General features: G+C 52.3%; 14 protein-coding genes. 6 read left to right on the forward strand and 8 right to left on the reverse strand.

Features of this window, described 5'->3' with window-relative positions; all coding sequences use genetic code 11:
- Window positions 1-3: 3 nt before the first annotated feature.
- Both yihX and typA read right to left on the reverse strand, forming a co-directional pair.
- On the reverse strand, window positions 4-600 hold the full coding sequence (gene yihX / locus N1689_RS20125; protein WP_161732907.1) for a glucose-1-phosphatase: 597 nt from the start codon (window positions 598-600) through the stop codon (window positions 4-6).
- Window positions 601-798: 198 nt separating this feature from the next.
- On the reverse strand, window positions 799-2,622 hold the full coding sequence (gene typA / locus N1689_RS20130) for a ribosome-dependent GTPase TypA (RefSeq protein WP_033734551.1): 1,824 nt from the start codon (window positions 2,620-2,622) through the stop codon (window positions 799-801).
- Between the two features lie 437 nt (window positions 2,623-3,059).
- Between typA and glnA the strand changes: the two genes are divergently transcribed.
- From glnA to glnG, 3 genes are all read left to right on the forward strand, one after another.
- Complete coding sequence (glnA, locus tag N1689_RS20135) at window positions 3,060-4,469, forward strand: glutamate--ammonia ligase (protein WP_013359533.1); 1,410 nt, start codon at window positions 3,060-3,062, stop codon at window positions 4,467-4,469.
- A 138-nt stretch (window positions 4,470-4,607) separates the two neighbouring features.
- On the forward strand, window positions 4,608-5,657 hold the full coding sequence (gene glnL / locus N1689_RS20140) for a nitrogen regulation protein NR(II) (RefSeq protein WP_013359534.1): 1,050 nt from the start codon (window positions 4,608-4,610) through the stop codon (window positions 5,655-5,657).
- A 7-nt stretch (window positions 5,658-5,664) separates the two neighbouring features.
- Window positions 5,665-7,074 (forward strand): nitrogen regulation protein NR(I), encoded by a 1,410-nt coding sequence (glnG, locus tag N1689_RS20145; RefSeq protein ID WP_010258440.1) that lies wholly within the window; start codon window positions 5,665-5,667, stop codon window positions 7,072-7,074.
- Between the two features lie 40 nt (window positions 7,075-7,114).
- On the opposite strand, the gene hemN is transcribed toward glnG, so the two are convergent.
- Window positions 7,115-8,488 (reverse strand): oxygen-independent coproporphyrinogen III oxidase, encoded by a 1,374-nt coding sequence (gene hemN, locus N1689_RS20150; RefSeq protein WP_222924818.1) that lies wholly within the window; start codon window positions 8,486-8,488, stop codon window positions 7,115-7,117.
- Between the two features lie 233 nt (window positions 8,489-8,721).
- Window positions 8,722-9,246, reverse strand: a complete 525-nt coding sequence (yihI, locus tag N1689_RS20155) for a Der GTPase-activating protein YihI (protein ID WP_260060035.1) — start codon at window positions 9,244-9,246, stop codon at window positions 8,722-8,724.
- Window positions 9,247-9,795: 549 nt separating this feature from the next.
- On the opposite strand from yihI, the gene yihA reads away from it, so the two are divergent.
- Window positions 9,796-10,431 (forward strand): ribosome biogenesis GTP-binding protein YihA/YsxC, encoded by a 636-nt coding sequence (yihA, locus tag N1689_RS20160; RefSeq protein ID WP_161732902.1) that lies wholly within the window; start codon window positions 9,796-9,798, stop codon window positions 10,429-10,431.
- 417 nt (window positions 10,432-10,848) lie between these two features.
- Here the strand turns inward: yihA and polA are convergent, their stop codons facing one another.
- The 4 genes from polA to N1689_RS20180 all read right to left on the reverse strand — a co-directional run bounded on the left by polA (window position 10,849) and on the right by N1689_RS20180 (window position 15,976).
- Window positions 10,849-13,635 carry a DNA polymerase I gene (gene polA / locus N1689_RS20165; RefSeq protein WP_222924817.1) on the reverse strand — a complete coding sequence of 929 codons (2,787 nt, stop codon included), beginning with the start codon at window positions 13,633-13,635 and terminating at the stop codon, window positions 10,849-10,851.
- A gap of 377 nt (window positions 13,636-14,012) precedes the next feature.
- On the reverse strand, window positions 14,013-14,642 hold the full coding sequence (gene dsbA, locus N1689_RS20170; protein ID WP_161732898.1) for a thiol:disulfide interchange protein DsbA: 630 nt from the start codon (window positions 14,640-14,642) through the stop codon (window positions 14,013-14,015).
- 26 nt (window positions 14,643-14,668) lie between these two features.
- A complete protein-coding gene (locus tag N1689_RS20175) occupies window positions 14,669-15,655 on the reverse strand; it encodes a serine/threonine protein kinase (protein ID WP_161733042.1) in 987 nt (328 codons plus the stop codon).
- Window positions 15,656-15,700: 45 nt separating this feature from the next.
- Window positions 15,701-15,976 (reverse strand): YihD family protein, encoded by a 276-nt coding sequence (locus tag N1689_RS20180; protein WP_033734564.1) that lies wholly within the window; start codon window positions 15,974-15,976, stop codon window positions 15,701-15,703.
- A gap of 47 nt (window positions 15,977-16,023) precedes the next feature.
- Here N1689_RS20180 and mobA point away from each other — a divergent pair, with 47 nt between their 5' ends.
- Window positions 16,024-16,581 carry a molybdenum cofactor guanylyltransferase MobA gene (gene mobA, locus N1689_RS20185; protein WP_260060036.1) on the forward strand — a complete coding sequence of 186 codons (558 nt, stop codon included), beginning with the start codon at window positions 16,024-16,026 and terminating at the stop codon, window positions 16,579-16,581.
- Between the two features lie 10 nt (window positions 16,582-16,591).
- Window positions 16,592-17,098 carry a molybdopterin-guanine dinucleotide biosynthesis protein MobB gene (mobB, locus tag N1689_RS20190; protein ID WP_161732893.1) on the forward strand — a complete coding sequence of 169 codons (507 nt, stop codon included), beginning with the start codon at window positions 16,592-16,594 and terminating at the stop codon, window positions 17,096-17,098.
- Window positions 17,099-17,255: the final 157 nt, after the last annotated feature.

A 17,255-nucleotide genomic window follows, 5' to 3' on the forward strand; every position in this document is an offset into this window, starting at 1 on the left:
GGGTTAAGATTGACCTGCAAACCAGTCAGGTACCGTTTTACTGTCAGTAACCAGTACACTTTCAATGCCCAGGGCGCGCGCCGCCTCAATGTTATCCGGGTTATCGTCGAAAAACACCGTTTGATCGGCAGTCACACCCTCCGCGTCCAGCACATGCTGATAAATCCGGGCTTCCGGTTTACGCATACCCAGCTCCTGCGAGAGATAGAGTTTGTCTGCTGCCTGCTGTACGTCGGGATACTGCGTCGGCCAGAATTCGCAATGCAGCTTATTCGTGTTAGAGAGGATCACCACCCGATGACCTTCAAGTCGCAGCCGGTTCATCAGCGCCAGGGTTTCAGGACGTACGTCCACGAAGACCGCCTGCCAGCCAGCAGTAAACTGTTCATAACTCAGCGCGATTTCCAGCTTTTCACACAGTGCAAGCGCGAAGTTTTCGTCGCTGAGCTCACCACGTTCGTGTTGTTCAAACGCTTCGTCCATCTGGAAATGGCTTTGCAGCGAGGCCAGTGGCACACGGCTAAGGTCACTCCAGACACCCAGCACGCGGTTAAAGTCGATATCAATAATCACATTGCCCAAATCAAAGATATACAGCATGGTGTGTCTCCTTCTGTTCCCTGGAGTATTCACTCTAGCGGCAAAAGTGCAGGCTGAACAGGCACGCGTGGAGAGAAAAGCGTAAACGCCAGAAGATGGATAAAACGCACCCAAATATTTACTGGCCCGACTGAAGAAGCCGGAATTTCAGGCAAAAAAAAGCCCCGCATGCGGGGCTTTTATCAGTTAAAGGCGCATTTATGCGTCTTTAGGACCACGTGAAGCACGTTTACGGTCGTTTTCCGTCAGGTGACGTTTACGGATACGCACTGACAGCGGTGTTACTTCAACCAGTTCGTCATCATCGATGAACTCGATCGCCTGTTCCAGCGTCATTTTCTGCGGTGGAACCAGTGTCGTTGCTTCATCAGTACCGGAAGCACGCATGTTGGTCAGCTTCTTACCGGTCAGACAGTTTACGGTCAGGTCGTTAGAACGGCTGTGAATACCGATGATCTGGCCTTCATAGACTTCTGCACCGTGACCCAGGAACAGCTTACCGCGATCCTGCAGACCGAACAGAGCGAACGCTACGGCTTTACCCTGACCGTTAGAGATCAGTACGCCGTTCTGACGCTGGCCCACTTCGCCTGGACGGATATCGTCGTAGTGGCTGAAGGTAGAGTAGAGCAGACCGGTACCGGACGTCATGGTCATGAATTCGTTACGGAAGCCAATCAGGCCACGGCTTGGGATCACGTAGTCGAGACGTACGCGGCCTTTGCCATCCGGATCCATGTTTTTCAGATCGCCTTTACGCTCACCCATGGCTTGCATAACGGAACCCTGATGCGTTTCTTCGATATCCAGCGTGACGTTCTCAAATGGCTCCTGTTTACGGCCTTCGAATTCGCGGAAGATAACTTTCGGACGGGATACCGCCAGTTCGAAACCTTCACGACGCATGTTTTCGATCAGAACTGACAGGTGCAGCTCACCACGACCTGATACGCGGAAGGCGTCAGAATCTTCAGTTTCTTCAACACGCAGTGCCACGTTGTGAACCAGTTCTTTGTTCAGACGCTCAAGGATCTGACGTGAAGTCACGTATTTACCTTCTTTACCGCAGAACGGTGAGGTGTTGACGTTAAAGAACATGGTTACGGTTGGTTCATCGACGCTCAGGGCTGGCAGCGCTTCCACATTCTGCGTGTCACAGATAGTGTCAGAGATGTTCAGCTCGCCCAGACCGGTGATAGCAATGATATCGCCCGCTTCTGCCAGGTCGCTGTCGATACGCTCAAGACCCAGATGAGTCAGGACTTTACCGACTTTAGCGTTACGGGTTTTGCCTTCGCTATCGATGATAGTGACTTGCTGGTTAGGCTTAACTTTACCGCGCTTGATACGGCCGATGCCGATCACGCCCAGGTAGTTGTTGTAGTCCAGCTGAGAGATTTGCATCTGCAGTGGGGCATCAGCCTCAACCTGCGGAGGCGCAACGTGGTCAACGATCGCCTGATACAGCGGGGTCATATCGTCAGCCATGTCGGTGTGCTCAAGACCCGCAATACCATTCAGCGCAGAGGCGAAAATGATAGGGAAGTCGAGCTGCTCGTCAGTGGCATCCAGGTTTACGAACAGGTCAAATACCTGATCCACAACCCAGTCCGGACGCGCACCCGGGCGGTCTACTTTGTTGATAACCACAATCGGCTTCAGACCATGCGCGAACGCTTTTTTGGTCACGAAGCGGGTTTGCGGCATAGGGCCATCCATCGCATCTACAACCAGCAGCACCGAGTCCACCATGGACATGACGCGCTCAACTTCACCACCGAAGTCGGCGTGTCCTGGGGTATCAACGATGTTGATACGGTAGTCATTCCACTTAATGGCGGTGTTTTTTGCGAGGATGGTAATCCCACGCTCTTTCTCCAAATCATTGGAGTCCATCACGCGCTCGGTTGCTTCGGTACGGGCATCAAAAGTACCGGATTGTTGCAGCAGTTTGTCAACCAGGGTGGTCTTTCCATGGTCAACGTGCGCGATGATGGCGATGTTACGCAAATTTTCGATCACAGCTTTGCCTCAGGCATTAGAAATAGCGCGGTATTGTACACGGATTAAGCGGAAGACTGAACAGGATCACACTTTTCACTGAAAGTTTATTGCATCGACGCAAATTTGCCCTGTTCCCGGTGCAGAAAATGCACTAAGTTGGTCCCGTGCACCAAAATAGTGCCATCAAATCACTGTTAAGCACCATAATGGTGCGATAAGACCATCGTGGTGCAGGCGCTTTATGACAAAAAGGTGCATCACAAGGCGATTTAAGCAACATCAAAAAAGTTGGCACAGAATTCGCTTTGTCTGATACAAGCGTAAACGCCAGTCAGATGTCGGTTGAAGAGCGTGCCGGAAGAGATGAGTCAGGGAGTGGTTTTCCCAAACGCATTCCGGAAACGACGTTTCCTCGCCATGTAGATAATGAAAGACCATTTCCAGGAGAGTTGAGTATGTCCGCTGAACACGTTCTCTCGATGATGAACGAGCATGAAGTTAAGTTTGTTGACCTGCGTTTTACCGATACCAAAGGTAAAGAACAGCACGTTACGATCCCTGCTCACCAGGTTAACGCTGACTTCTTCGAAGAAGGCAAAATGTTCGATGGTTCGTCTATTGGCGGTTGGAAAGGCATTAACGAATCAGACATGGTGCTGATGCCTGACGCCACCACGGCAGTCATGGATCCTTTCTTCGAAGATTCTACGCTGATCATCCGTTGTGACATTCTTGAGCCAGGCACCATGCAGGGCTACGATCGCGATCCACGCTCTATCGCCAAGCGCGCTGAAGATTACCTGCGCTCTTCCGGCATCGCGGACACCGTGCTGTTTGGACCAGAACCCGAATTCTTCCTGTTCGATGACATCCGTTTCGGTTCATCAACGTCCGGCTCACATGTGGCTATCGACGATATCGAAGCGGCATGGAACACAGGTAAAGAGTACGAAGGCGGTAACAAAGGTCACCGTCCAGGTCTGAAAGGCGGCTACTTCCCGGTTCCACCGGTTGACTCATCCCAGGACATCCGTTCTGCCATGTGTCTGACCATGGAGCAGATGGGCCTGGTTGTTGAAGCGCATCACCACGAAGTGGCGACCGCAGGTCAGAACGAAGTGGCAACCCGCTTCAATACCATGACCAAAAAAGCGGACGAAATTCAGATCTACAAATATGTCGTTCACAACGTTGCGCACGCTTACGGCAAAACGGCGACCTTCATGCCGAAGCCAATGTTTGGCGACAACGGTTCAGGCATGCACTGCCACATGTCACTCTCTAAAGGCGGCCAGAACCTGTTTGCCGGCGATAAGTACGGCGGCCTGTCTGAAATGGCGCTGTTCTATATCGGCGGTATCATCAAGCACGCGAAAGCGATCAACGCCCTGGCGAACCCGACAACCAACTCTTACAAGCGTCTGGTCCCGGGTTATGAAGCACCGGTTATGCTGGCTTACTCTGCCCGTAACCGTTCTGCCTCAATCCGTATCCCGGTTGTTGCCAGCCCGAAAGCCCGTCGTATTGAAGCGCGCTTCCCGGATCCAGCAGCTAACCCATACCTGGCGTTCACCGCGCTGCTGATGGCTGGCCTGGATGGCATCATCAACAAAATCCATCCTGGTGACGCGATGGATAAGAACCTGTATGACCTGCCACCGGAAGAAGAAGCTGAGATTCCAAAAGTTGCAGGCTCTCTGGAAGAAGCGCTGAATGCACTGAACGAAGACCGCGAGTTCCTGACCCGTGGCGGTGTATTCACAGACGAATCGATCGATGCTTACATCGAACTGCGTAAAGCCGAGATGGATCGCGTTCGCATGACGCCACACCCGGTTGAGTTCGAGCTTTACTACAGCGTTTAACTGGTCAGACGTTTTTGTTGCCGTGGAAACTTTTAGCCCATCTTCGGATGGGCTTTTTTCTCCGCGAATTCACCGTTCATTCGCCCTCTTTTCGGTTTAAAGACTAAAATGCACCTGACTGGTGCAGAGGAACGTTGTATGGCAACTGGCTCTCTGCCCGATGCAGGGCAGATTCTCAACGCGTTAATCAACAGTATTTTGTTAGTGGATAACGATCTGGTTATTCATTACGCCAATCCGGCGGCGCAGCAATTACTGGCGCAAAGCTCACGCAAATTGTTCGGCACACCATTACCGGAATTAACCGGCTACTTTTCGCTGAATATTGAGGTGATGCGCGAGAGTCTTGAGGCTGGCCAGGGATTTACTGACAGTGAGGTCACGCTGGTGGTAGATGGTCGCGCACATATTATGTCGCTGACCGCCCAGCGGTTACCCGATGGCTTAATTTTGATGGAAATGGCGCCGATGGATAATCAGCGTCGCCTCAGTCAGGAGCAGTTACAGCATGCGCAGCAGGTGGCTGCTCGCGACCTGGTTCGCGGTCTGGCCCATGAGATTAAAAATCCGCTGGGCGGATTACGCGGCGCGGCACAGCTTCTATCCCGCGCCCTGCCCGATCCGTCACTAAATGAATACACCAAAGTGATTATTGAACAGGCCGACCGGTTGCGAAATCTGGTGGATCGTCTGTTAGGACCGCAGCAGCCAGGCATGCACATCACGCAGAGCATTCATCAGGTGGCCGAACGGGTGGTCAATCTGGTGTCGATGGAGCTGCCGGAGAATGTTTCGCTGGTACGGGATTACGACCCCAGCCTGCCGGAACTGCCGCATGACCCTGACCAGATAGAACAGGTGCTGCTTAACGTGGTTCGCAACGCACTTCAGGCGCTGGGCGACGACGGTGGCACCATTGTTATCCGCACCCGCACCGCTTTTCAGTTGACGCTGCACGGCACGCGTTATCGCCTGGTGGCACGTATTGATATTGAAGATGATGGCCCCGGCATTCCGGCCCAGCTGCAGGATACGCTGTTTTATCCGATGGTCAGCGGACGTGAAGGCGGAACCGGTTTAGGCCTCTCCATCGCCCGTAGCCTGATTGATCAACATTCAGGAAAAATAGAATTTAACAGTTGGCCGGGACACACCGAATTTTCGGTTTACCTGCCTATTCGCCAGTGAGGTTTCTATGCAACGAGGGATAGTCTGGATCGTCGATGACGATAGCTCCATCCGCTGGGTGCTTGAACGCGCGCTCACTGGAGCCGGTTTGAGCTGCGCGACGTTTGACAGCGCAAGCGAGGTGCTGGATGCCCTCTCAACCAAGACCCCGGACGTTTTACTGTCAGATATTCGCATGCCCGGTATGGATGGCCTGGCGCTGCTGAAACAGATTAAACAGCGTCATCCGATGCTTCCGGTCATCATAATGACGGCGCATTCGGATCTGGACGCAGCCGTCAGCGCTTATCAGCAGGGTGCCTTTGATTACCTGCCTAAACCGTTTGATATCGATGAAGCCGTTGCGCTGGTCGAGCGTGCTATCAGTCACTATCAGGAGCAGCAGCAGCCGCGTAATCAGCCTGTCAGCGGACCCACCACCGATATCATTGGTGAAGCGCCGGCGATGCAGGATGTGTTTCGTATCATCGGCCGGTTATCGCGCTCGTCGATCAGTGTGCTGATCAACGGCGAATCCGGTACCGGTAAAGAGCTGGTAGCTCATGCGCTGCATCGCCACAGTCCGCGTACCAAAGCGCCTTTTATTGCGCTGAACATGGCGGCGATTCCCAAAGATTTGATTGAGTCCGAACTGTTCGGTCACGAGAAAGGTGCCTTTACCGGCGCAAACCAGATCCGTCAGGGCCGTTTTGAGCAGGCGGATGGCGGCACGCTGTTTCTGGATGAGATCGGTGATATGCCGCTGGATGTGCAGACCCGTCTGCTGCGCGTGCTGGCCGATGGTCAGTTCTATCGCGTTGGTGGCTATGCACCGGTCAAAGTGGATGTGCGTATTATCGCGGCGACCCACCAGAATCTGGAATTACGCGTACAGGAAGGCAAGTTCCGTGAGGATCTTTTTCACCGCCTGAATGTGATTCGCGTGCATCTGCCACCGCTGCGTGAGCGTCGTGAGGACATCCCGCGTCTGGCACGTTACTTCCTGCAGGTGGCGGCCCGAGAGCTGGGAGTGGAAGCGAAGATTCTGCATCCGGAAACCGAGACCGCCTTAACCCGGCTTCACTGGTCCGGTAACGTCCGTCAGCTGGAGAACACCTGTCGCTGGCTGACCGTGATGGCGGCGGGCCAGGAAGTACTGATTCAGGATCTGCCCGGGGAACTGTTTGAATCCAGTACCCCGGAAAATCCGGTGCAGTCGCTGCCTGACAGCTGGGCAACCCTGCTGGCACAGTGGGCCGACCGCGCCCTGCGTTCCGGTCATCAGAATCTGCTGTCAGAAGCCCAGCCAGAGATGGAGCGTACGCTGCTCACTACTGCGCTGCGTCATACGCAAGGCCATAAGCAGGAAGCAGCACGTCTGCTGGGCTGGGGACGAAACACGCTGACGCGCAAGCTGAAAGAGCTTGGCATGGAATAAGCGGTTCAGTACGGGCTGGAGTGGTTGCCAGCCCGTTTCTTCAGATAACGCGTGAGAACTGCTGCTGACGCGCTTTCTGACGCAGATAACGATCAAAACACATGCAGATATTACGAATCAGTAAGCGGCCAATCCCCGTCACCTCCAGCCCGCCAGCCGTTTGTACTACCAGCCCGTCGGCAATTAACGGTTTCAGCAACGCCAGATCCTCAGCAAAATAGTCGCTGAAGCAGATTCCCCATTGCGCTTCTGTCGCGGCAAAATCCAGCGAGAAGTTACAGATCAGCGTTTTAATCACGTCACGACGCAGGCAATCATCGTCGGTTAAGGCGATGCCGCGCCACAGGCCATTCCCCTGCTGTTCAACACTCTTGTACCAGGTGTTGAGGTCTTTCTGGTTCTGCGCATAACTGTCGCCAATCATGCTGATGGCTGAAACGCCAAGCCCCAGCAAATCGCTGTCGCCCTGTGTCGTGTATCCCTGGAAATTGCGATGCAGCTGCCCTTTTCGCTGCGCGATGGCCAGCTCATCCTGCGGCTTTGCAAAGTGATCCATCCCGATAAACTGGTAGCCCTGCTGAGTCAGCGTCGCGATGGTCTGCTGTAAGATATCCAGCTTTTGCTGAGCAGATGGCAGTTCGTCCTCTTTGATTTTACGCTGTGCCGCGAACATCGCTGGCAGATGCGCATAGTTAAACACGCTAAGGCGATCGGGATTGAGTGCCAGTACCCGCTCCAGCGTCCAGGCAAAGCTGGCTGGCGTCTGCAGGGGCAAGCCATAGATCAGGTCGATGCTGACAGAGCTGAAGCCCTGTTCACGGGCGCGCGCCATCAGGCCAAAAATTACCTCTTCGTCCTGCACCCGGTTAACCCGTTCCTGCACCGATTTATTGAAGTCCTGTACTCCCATGCTCAGACGATTGAATCCCAGCGATCGCAGGTGATCAATCACATCCAGCTCTATTTCCCGGGGATCAACTTCGATCGACATTTCGGCCTCATCAGCCACGCTGAAATGCTGCTTGAGCAAACCCACCAGCCGCGAAATCTGCGCATTGTCGAGAAAGGTTGGCGTGCCGCCGCCCCAGTGAAGCTGCGTGACCTGACGCTGACGAAATAGCGGCGCACGCTGAATAATCTCCTGCTCAAGCACATCCAGATAACGGTCCGCTTTGTGGCGCTGACGGGTCACAATCTTATTACAGCCGCAGAAGTAGCAGAGACGATGGCAGAAGGGAATATGGACGTAGAGCGAGAGCGGACGATCAGGGTAGCGCGTCACGGCTCGCTGAAAATCGCCTTGTGCATAGTGCTCGCTGAACTCCAGCGCGGTGGGATAAGAGGTGTAACGCGGGCCGGCATAATTGTACTTTTCAATTAACGCCTGATCCCACTCAATCTGCTGCGATGGCATGCTCACTCCTTCCGGTGACGTCGTCTGAGAGAAGGTCGCGAAGAAGAGGAGATGAAAGGTGAGCGGGTCGAGACCCGACGTAAACGTTGCTTCAGCCGCGACAGGCGTCGTAGTTTAAACAATAACCACAGCAGATAACATGTCGCCAGCAGCGCGAAAATTGATCCAGGCCAAAACATTGTTGTTTACCTGATAAGTACGGCATGCGGAAATCGCATGCCGATCAAATCTGCTTAGTTGCCCTTCAGCAGACGGTACATATCTTCTTCAGCCTGCTCATCGTCGGCATCATCCATCACAATGCCTAACTGCTCCATCAGTTCGTCGATACGGTCCAGCGAAGCATCCAGCCAGCCCTGATCTTCTGCCGACAGCGTTTCGCCATTTTCCAGACGATCCAGCAGCGCATCCAGACGCTCGTCATTTTCCAGCTTCGCCAGCTCTTCTTCGGGTGTCAGACGCACTTTCTTCTCAGATGCCGGTTTTGCCACGCTTTTCTTTGGTTTAACGGCTGCGGTTTTCCCCTCAGCAACCAGAGCTACCGGTTTTTTACTTCCGATACGCGGATCTTTTACGCTGCTCTCCTGACGTCCGCCGTTGCTTTCGGACGCAGCCGGATTAGCACGGCTGCCAGATGCGTGTCCGCGATGCTTTTTATCACGTTTGCGATCGCGTGCTTCATGGTTGATATCGTCACGCGATTTGCGTTTGGCTTTGACGGCAGGTTTGCCGTTAGCAGCTCGTGCAGGTTGCTTCATAGTATTCAGTCCCGGCTTTTTTATTCAGTATAGAATTGCGGCGAAATCTAGCAGAAACCAGGCAAAGAAAAAAGGCGACAGCTCAAGCTGTCGCCTTATTTCATACCTTCGTAAGAAGGAATCATGTTTTAAGTCCTTTTCGGCTCGTAACATCCCGGTTAATCCCGCGCCTGCTCAACTCCTGAGCTTTTCCTTATCCCTGTCTGGCCGTATCCCTGACCGTTTCCATTCCACCGCTCGTTGCCTTCCTGACATCCCTGAGCGCATCATCCTGATGTGTGCTGCCGTTCACTGCACAATAATGTAGACCAACTGGTAAAAGCCTCAAGTCGATGGCAAAAATAGTTAGTTCAAAAAAAGAACAATAACAGTCAAAACCATGAATTTTAATGCTTTTTATTTTTAGTAATTAAAGTAAAAAGCGAAATAACCCGCAGCCTGAATGGCAAATCTCTTACACACTTTGTTATCGAGATGTGATTGAGCACTTTCGCGCCATAACGCGTATAATCGCCGCCATTGCCTTAATGCGTTTTCTGGAGTGTTACCTTGTCTGAATTGAATTATCACGTTACCCACTTTGTCATGAGCGCGCCGGATATCCGTCATCTGCCTGCCGATACCGGAATTGAAGTGGCTTTTGCTGGCCGTTCGAACGCGGGAAAATCGAGTGCGCTGAATACGTTAACCAATCAGAAGGGTCTGGCACGTACCAGTAAAACGCCGGGACGTACGCAGCTGATTAACCTTTTCGAAGTGAAAGAGGGTAAGCGTCTGGTCGACCTGCCCGGTTACGGTTATGCCGAAGTGCCGGAAGAGATGAAGCTCAAGTGGCAACGTGCGTTAGGGGAATACCTGCAAAAACGTCAGGCATTGAAAGGACTGGTCGTGTTGATGGATATCCGTCACCCGCTGAAAGACCTTGATCGACAGATGATTCAGTGGTCAGTGGAAAGCGGTATTCCAGTGCTGTTACTTCTGACTAAAGCAGACAAACTGGCCTCAGGTGCCCGTAAAGCGCAGCTCAATGTCGTGCGTGAAGCTGCACTCGAATTCGCTGGTGATGTGCAGGTAGAGCTCTTCTCCTCGCTGAAGAAAATCGGCGTGGATAAGGTTCGTCAGAAGCTGGACAGCTGGTTTAATACGCTTGAACCGGCGGTTGAGGATCCGGACGGGGAAGAGTAACTGGCAACCCGGTGCCGCTGAAGCTGGCGGTGCAAAAAGCCCAATAAAAAACGCCCCAGTCACAGAATGACTGGGGCGGCTAAATTCAGCCAAATCCGATTACGTGAAGTAAAAGGTCTGAAAGATAGAACATCTTACCTCTGTACCCTACGCGACGAACTTTACCTGATTTTCTGTGCGTGACAAAGGCTTTTTTGTTGCTTACTTACATCAGGCAGGGCTTTTTTTACCATACACATCACAAAAATAGCATTGCGATGTAGTTAAATAACGAAAAAAGTGTTTAGCCGATAAGCAGTTATAAAAACGCTTAATCTCAGTACCAGCGCTGGCCGGTCTAAACCAGGGAATTAAACGATTTACTTATACCTGAATAAGGGTCGATTCCGCTCTGTGGAACCGACCTGAAGCCGTGAATCAGTGGGCTTCATCCCAGTTGTCACCCACACCGACTTCAACCAGTAAAGGCACGTCGAGCTGCACGCTACCTTCCATCAACGCACGGATTTTCTGGCTGGCTGCTTCAACGGCCTCCGCTTTCACTTCGAACACCAGTTCATCGTGAACCTGCATGATCATTCTGACACTATTGTCGTTTTGCTGTTCCAGCCACTCATCAACAGCAATCATCGCCCGCTTGATAATATCCGCTGCCGTTCCCTGCATTGGCGCATTGATCGCGGCACGTTCTGCAGCTTTCCGGCGAATCGCGTTGCTGGATTTAATATCGGGCAGCCACAGCCGACGGCCTTCAATCGTTTCGACATAGCCTTTACTTGCCGCCAGCTGGCGGGTGTTCTCCATATAGCGCAGTACGCCCGGATAGCGTTCAAAGTAGAGATCCATATACTTTTTCGCTTCGCCTGCGCCAATGTTCAGCTGGCGCGACAGACCAAATGCGCTCATGCCATAGATCAGACCAAAGTTGATCGCTTTCGCACTACGGCGCTGTTCTGCACTGACCTTATCCAGTGGTACACCAAACACTTCGGATGCCGTGGCACGGTGAATATCTTCGCCCTGGGCAAAAGCGTCCAGTAATCCTTTATCCTGAGAAAGATGCGCCATGATACGCAGTTCGATTTGCGAATAGTCTGCCGCCACAATGCGATAGCCTTTGGCCGCCACAAAGGCCTGACGGATTCGGCGTCCTTCGTCATTACGTACCGGAATGTTTTGAAGATTCGGGTCGGCAGATGACAAGCGACCGGTGGCGGTAACGGCCTGATGATAAGAGGTATGTACGCGCCCGCTCAGCGGGTTGATCATCAGCGGTAATTTATCCGTATAGGTCGACTTAAGTTTGGATAAGCCGCGATGCTCCAGAATCACTTTGGGCAGCGGATAGTCGAGTGCCAGCTCAGCTAACACTTCTTCGCTGGTTGACGGTGCCCCACCCGGTGTTTTCTTAGTGGGCTTGATACCCTGTTTTTCAAACAGAATCACCTGAAGCTGTTTGGTGGATGAGAGGTTAAAGGGTTCTCCCGCCAGCTCATGCGCTTTTAATTCAAGCTCAGCGAGTCGGGCAGTCAGCTCTTTCGAGTGTTGCGCCAGAATAGCCTGATCGATTAACACGCCATTGCGCTCAATCCTGGAAATTACCGTCAGTAACGGCATCTCAATCTGCTCGAAGACTTTTCTCGGGCCCGCTTCTTTCTCCAGCTCTGGCCACATTTTCAGATGCAATTGCAGGGTCACATCGGCATCTTCGGCAGCATAATGGGATGCCTGCTCCAATGCGATTTGATTGAACGTCAGCTGATTTTTGCCTTTACCAGCGATCTCCTGGAAGGTGACCGTTTTGTGGTTAAGCCAGCGAGCAGCCAGGCTATCCATGTCATGTTTGCCCACCACGCTGTTAAGAATATAGGACTCAAGCATGGTGTCGAATTTGATACCGGCCAGTTCAATGTCGTAATTCTTCAGCACGCCACGATCGTATTTCAGGTTCTGGCCCACTTTCCAGGCGCTGTCATCTTCCAGCAGGGGCTTGAGCTGTGCCAGAACGGCCGCGCGATCCAGCTGATCAGGCGCATCGAGATAGTCGTGTGCAACCGGCAGATAGGCGGCTTCGCCGGGCGCAACCGCAAAGCTGATGCCCACGATGTTAGCGCTCAGGGTATCCAGCGCGTCGGTCTCCAGATCAAAGGCAAAAACCTCGCTGTTTTTCAGCTTCTCCAGCCAGCTGTCGAAAAGATCCTGATCCAGAATGGTGACATAATTCTCGGTCGGTAATACGCTGCTGGTTTCAGCCACAGGAACCGGCTCATCGGAGAGCGATTTCTGCGCCTGAGTATTGCTCTTCTTGCCCTGCAGCCATTTCCCATCCTGCAGGTCGCTCAGCCAGCGTTTGAATTCGTACCGGCTGAACAGTGCCTGCAATGCTTCGACATCGGGTTCAGTGACCGTAAGCTCTTCACAGGGCAGCGCCAGCTCAACGTCGGTTTTAATTGTCGCCAGCTGATAAGAGAGAAAGGCTACATCACGATTCTGCTCAAGTTTAGTCGCCATGGTTTTGGCACCACGAAAGCCGAGATCGGCTACCTTGTCCAGATTGTCATAAATGGTCTGCATGCTGCCCAGGCCCTGCAGCAGAGCCTGTGCCGTTTTCTCACCCACGCCGGGAACGCCAGGGATGTTATCTGAGCTGTCGCCCATCATGGCCAGAAAATCGATGATCAAAGCTGGCGGCACACCATATTTCTGCTCAACCTCTTCCGGTCCCAGAATGGTATTGCTCATGGTGTTAATCAGCGTGATGGCTGGCGTGACCAGCTGCGCCATATCTTTGTCGCCTGTGCTGATTAGTACTGAAAGGCCTTTTCTCTCCGCTTCCAGCGCCAGTGTACCGATGACATCATCGGCTTCAACGCCGCTCACAGCCAGCAACGGCAGACCCATCGCCCGCACCATCTCATGCAGCGGCTCGATTTGCGCACGCAGTTCGTCAGGCATCGGCGGACGATGAGATTTATAATGCTCGAACAGCTCGTCCCTGAAGGTTTTGCCCTTGGCATCGAACACCACAGCAACGTGACTAGGATTATATTGCGCCAGCAGGCTTTTCAGCATGTTGAGCACGCCGTACATGGCGCCAGTGGGTTCACCTGCACTATTGGTCAGCGGCGGAAACGCATGATATGCGCGATAAAGATAGGATGAGCCATCGACCAGAATGAGGGGATTTTCTGCTATTTGCGCCATAAGTCTGTGTTGTCTTCGTTGCTATGGGTTGGTCTATAAGGATGCCACAAGCTGGCGGAAATGGTGAACTAAGGCGTAGGATATGTCACGTTTTTGACGGTTCTGGAGGGAAGATCGCAACGATCGTTCTGTGGATAACTTTGTGCGTAAAAATTATAACGCGCTGTTATTCAGGATCTTAAAGGATTTAGCCTTTAATAAAATCCATAATTTTCATTGGCTTATTTAATTTCCGTGACCCGATCGCCATTTTTAATTACGCGATCCCTTGTGTGGATATTAAATTTATGCCCTGGAGATGGACAAAATTTGCGCCGCTGTTCAATGGCATAAAAAAACGCCAGCAGAGCTGGCGTCAGATGGGGTGGTAAAGCAGATTACTTCTGGCTTAAAAGGAATTTCACGACGTTCGCATAGTCTGCGACCATATTATCCATAGAGCTGAGATCCAGACCGCCGTTGTTCACCATATATTTGCCATTCACGAACATCGCTGGCACGCCACGCAGGTCAACATCCGCAGCCGCTTTCTGCTGCTGCGCAACCAGCGCTTTTACGGCGAAGCTGTTCCACGCAGCATCGTATTCAGCAGCGGAGATACCGGCTGCTTTGACAAAAGTTTCTTTCAGACTGGCAGGATCGGTGATTGTCTGCGTTTTCTGAATGCCATCGAAGATCGGGGCTGTCACCTTATCTTCAACACCCAGCGCCATTGCAACAGCCCAGGCCTGGGTCACAACCGGCCCCATATCACCACCGAGGAAATCGACGTGGTATTTCACCATTTTGGTGTCAGCAGGCAGGTTGTTTTTCACCGCGTCATTGACGTGATAAATACGCTCAAACTGATAGCAGTGCGGGCAGAAGAAGGAAAAGAACTCCAACACCTGAGGTTCACTGGCCACAGGTTTTGGCAGACTCACATATTGTTTACCTTCAGTGAACTGGGCAGCAGACGCGCTGAATGCCAGCACTAAACCCATCAGTGCAAACCAAATTTTTTTCATCGTGAAAACTTCTCCTGACTACGTCGTTAATATTGCGGTGTCAGCTGCAGAGGAGGTTCCTGCAACAGCTTCTCCTGCTCGGTAAAGAGTGAAATTTGCCTGCGCCAGAAATCTTCATCTGTCATCCAGGGGAAAGCGCGCGGAAAAGCGGGATCCTGCCAGCGTCGGACAACCCAGGCCAGATAATAAACCATGCGCATGGCGCGTAAAGGTTCAATCAGTGACAATTCATTAATATCAAAATCACTGAACTCACTGTACGCCTCCAGCAGTATATCCCATTGAATACGCTGTTCCTGACGATCGCCGCTGATCAGCATCCAGAGATCCTGCACGGCCGGGCCATTACGGGCATCATCCAGATCCACAAACAGCGGTCCATCGCGCCACAGGATATTACCCGGATGGCAGTCGCCATGTAATCGTAGCGGCTGCCACGTGGTGTGCCACTGTTGTTGCAACGTGTTTCCCAGCTTATCGATAGCCTGTAGCAGTGCGACTTTAAGCGATGCAGGCACTAACAGAGAGTGCTCCAGCACCTGCCGGGGTTCATGCAGATATTCATCCAGACCGATGGCAGGCCGATGCCTGAACAGCGCTTTACGCCCGGTCTGATGAATGCGGCCCAGGAAGCGGCCTACCCACTCCATCTGATCTTCGTTGTCTGTCTCATATTGTCGTCCGCCCAGGCTGGGGAATACGGCAAAGAAGAAGCCAGCGTGACTGTGCAGGGTCTCACCCTTTAACCGCAGTGGTGCTGCGATGGGCACCTCGTCAGCCAGCAGATCGAGCGCATACTGATGCTCTTCATCAATCTGTTCAGCACGCCAGCGCTGTGGGCGATAAAACTTCGCAACATAGCGACGTTTTTCATCATCGCTGAATTGGTAAACCCGGTTCTCATAGCTGTTCAGGGCTGTCAGACCTGATTCGACGCGAATTCCTGTATCCCAGAGCGCATCAAGCAATACGTCGGGATTTAATGTCTGGAAGTTGAAAGCAGCGTCGCTCATCATATTACCTGTAGTTGCCCTAACATTTAGCTGCCAAGGATAACATTACTCGTCCTGTTTAATGACACCCCGTGCGCGGAGCAGTGCAGTTTTGAAATCAACTTCATAGTCTTTTTTCAGGCCTGGGATCGCATCATCGCTGGCGGAGTCACGCATTTTGAGATGGTAAATTAATACATCGTCAGTTAATTCACTTAACGGGCCACGGAAACCAGATTCCTGCGCCAGTTTCTGCAAAAATGTGACCAGATTCAGGTCAGGCTCTTTTTGCCAGGCGGGTTGCAGCAGTTCGATCAACTCGTTTAAACGATGGCATTTCATTGAGGTTTCTCCGTTATTCACAGTGCGTCATCAGCGAGGGCACAGTCATGACAAGATTGACCGGCATCATTCTGGCCGGAGGTCAGGGCCGCCGTATGGGTGGTCAGGACAAAGGATTAGTGCAACTGGATGGCAGGCCGCTTTATCAGCATGTCCTTGAACGGCTCAGGCCACAAGTCGACATTGTCATGATTAATGCCAATCGTAATATTGATCGCTATCAGTTAAGCGAGTGTCGGGTTGTGCAGGATGTTTTTGATGGCTATCCGGGTCCGCTGGCTGGTATCTACAGTGCATTAATAACCATCGACGGTGAATGGGCTGCGTTTTGCTCCTGTGATACGCCTGCCGTTCCTCTTAACTTCGTTGAAAAACTGGCTGAACAACGGGGAAACGCCCCTGCAGTCTGGGTTCGCTCACAATCACGCGACCACCCGACGCTGGCGCTGATTCATCGGGAGATGGCAGCACCTCTTCATGACTATCTTCACGCCGGTGAACGACGTCTGATGCACTTCCTGCGCGACCACGGCGGCCATGCTGTTCAGCTGGATGATGATGAATCTGCTTTCCGCAATATCAATACACCTGATGACCTGAAGTAGAGCGGTTGATATGTCATTACCTTTACTCGCGATTGTCGGCTGGAGTGGAACCGGCAAAACGACACTATTACAGCAGGTGATACCGATTCTTCTTAATAAAGAGATTCGCGCCGGGCTGATTAAGCACACGCATCATGAGATGGACGTAGATACACCAGGCAAAGATAGCTATCTGCTCAGAAAAGCAGGAGCCAGTCAGGTGATTGTAGCTAACAGAGAGCGATGGGCATTGATGTGTGAGACACCGGAAAAGCCGTCGATTGATCTGCCTTATCTGCTCAGCCGCATGGATCACTCTGTGCTGGAGATAGTGCTGGTTGAGGGCTTTAAAGAGGAATCGGTGCCTAAAATTGTTGTCTGGCGTGCCGGGATCAAGGGTGAGATCGAGGAACTGCTTGATGGGCAAGTGATCGCTGTCGCCAGCGACCAGAAATTAGCGCTAAATGTGCCGGTTCTGGATATAAATAGTCCGGACAACGTTGCAGATTTTATTGCTGACTGGCTGCAAAAGCGCTGAAGCAGAGAGGTTTTCGTGTTTTTCACGATCTGCAGACGTAAAAAAGCCCCGCACTCGCGTGCGGGGCTTCTTCACTTATATAATGCCTGGCAGTTCCCTACTCTCGCATGGGGAGACCCCACACTACCATCGGCGCTACGGCGTTTCACTTCTGAGT

The organism is Pantoea sp. XY16, from assembly GCF_025153065.1.
GTDB lineage: Bacteria > Pseudomonadota > Gammaproteobacteria > Enterobacterales > Enterobacteriaceae > Pantoea > Pantoea alfalfae.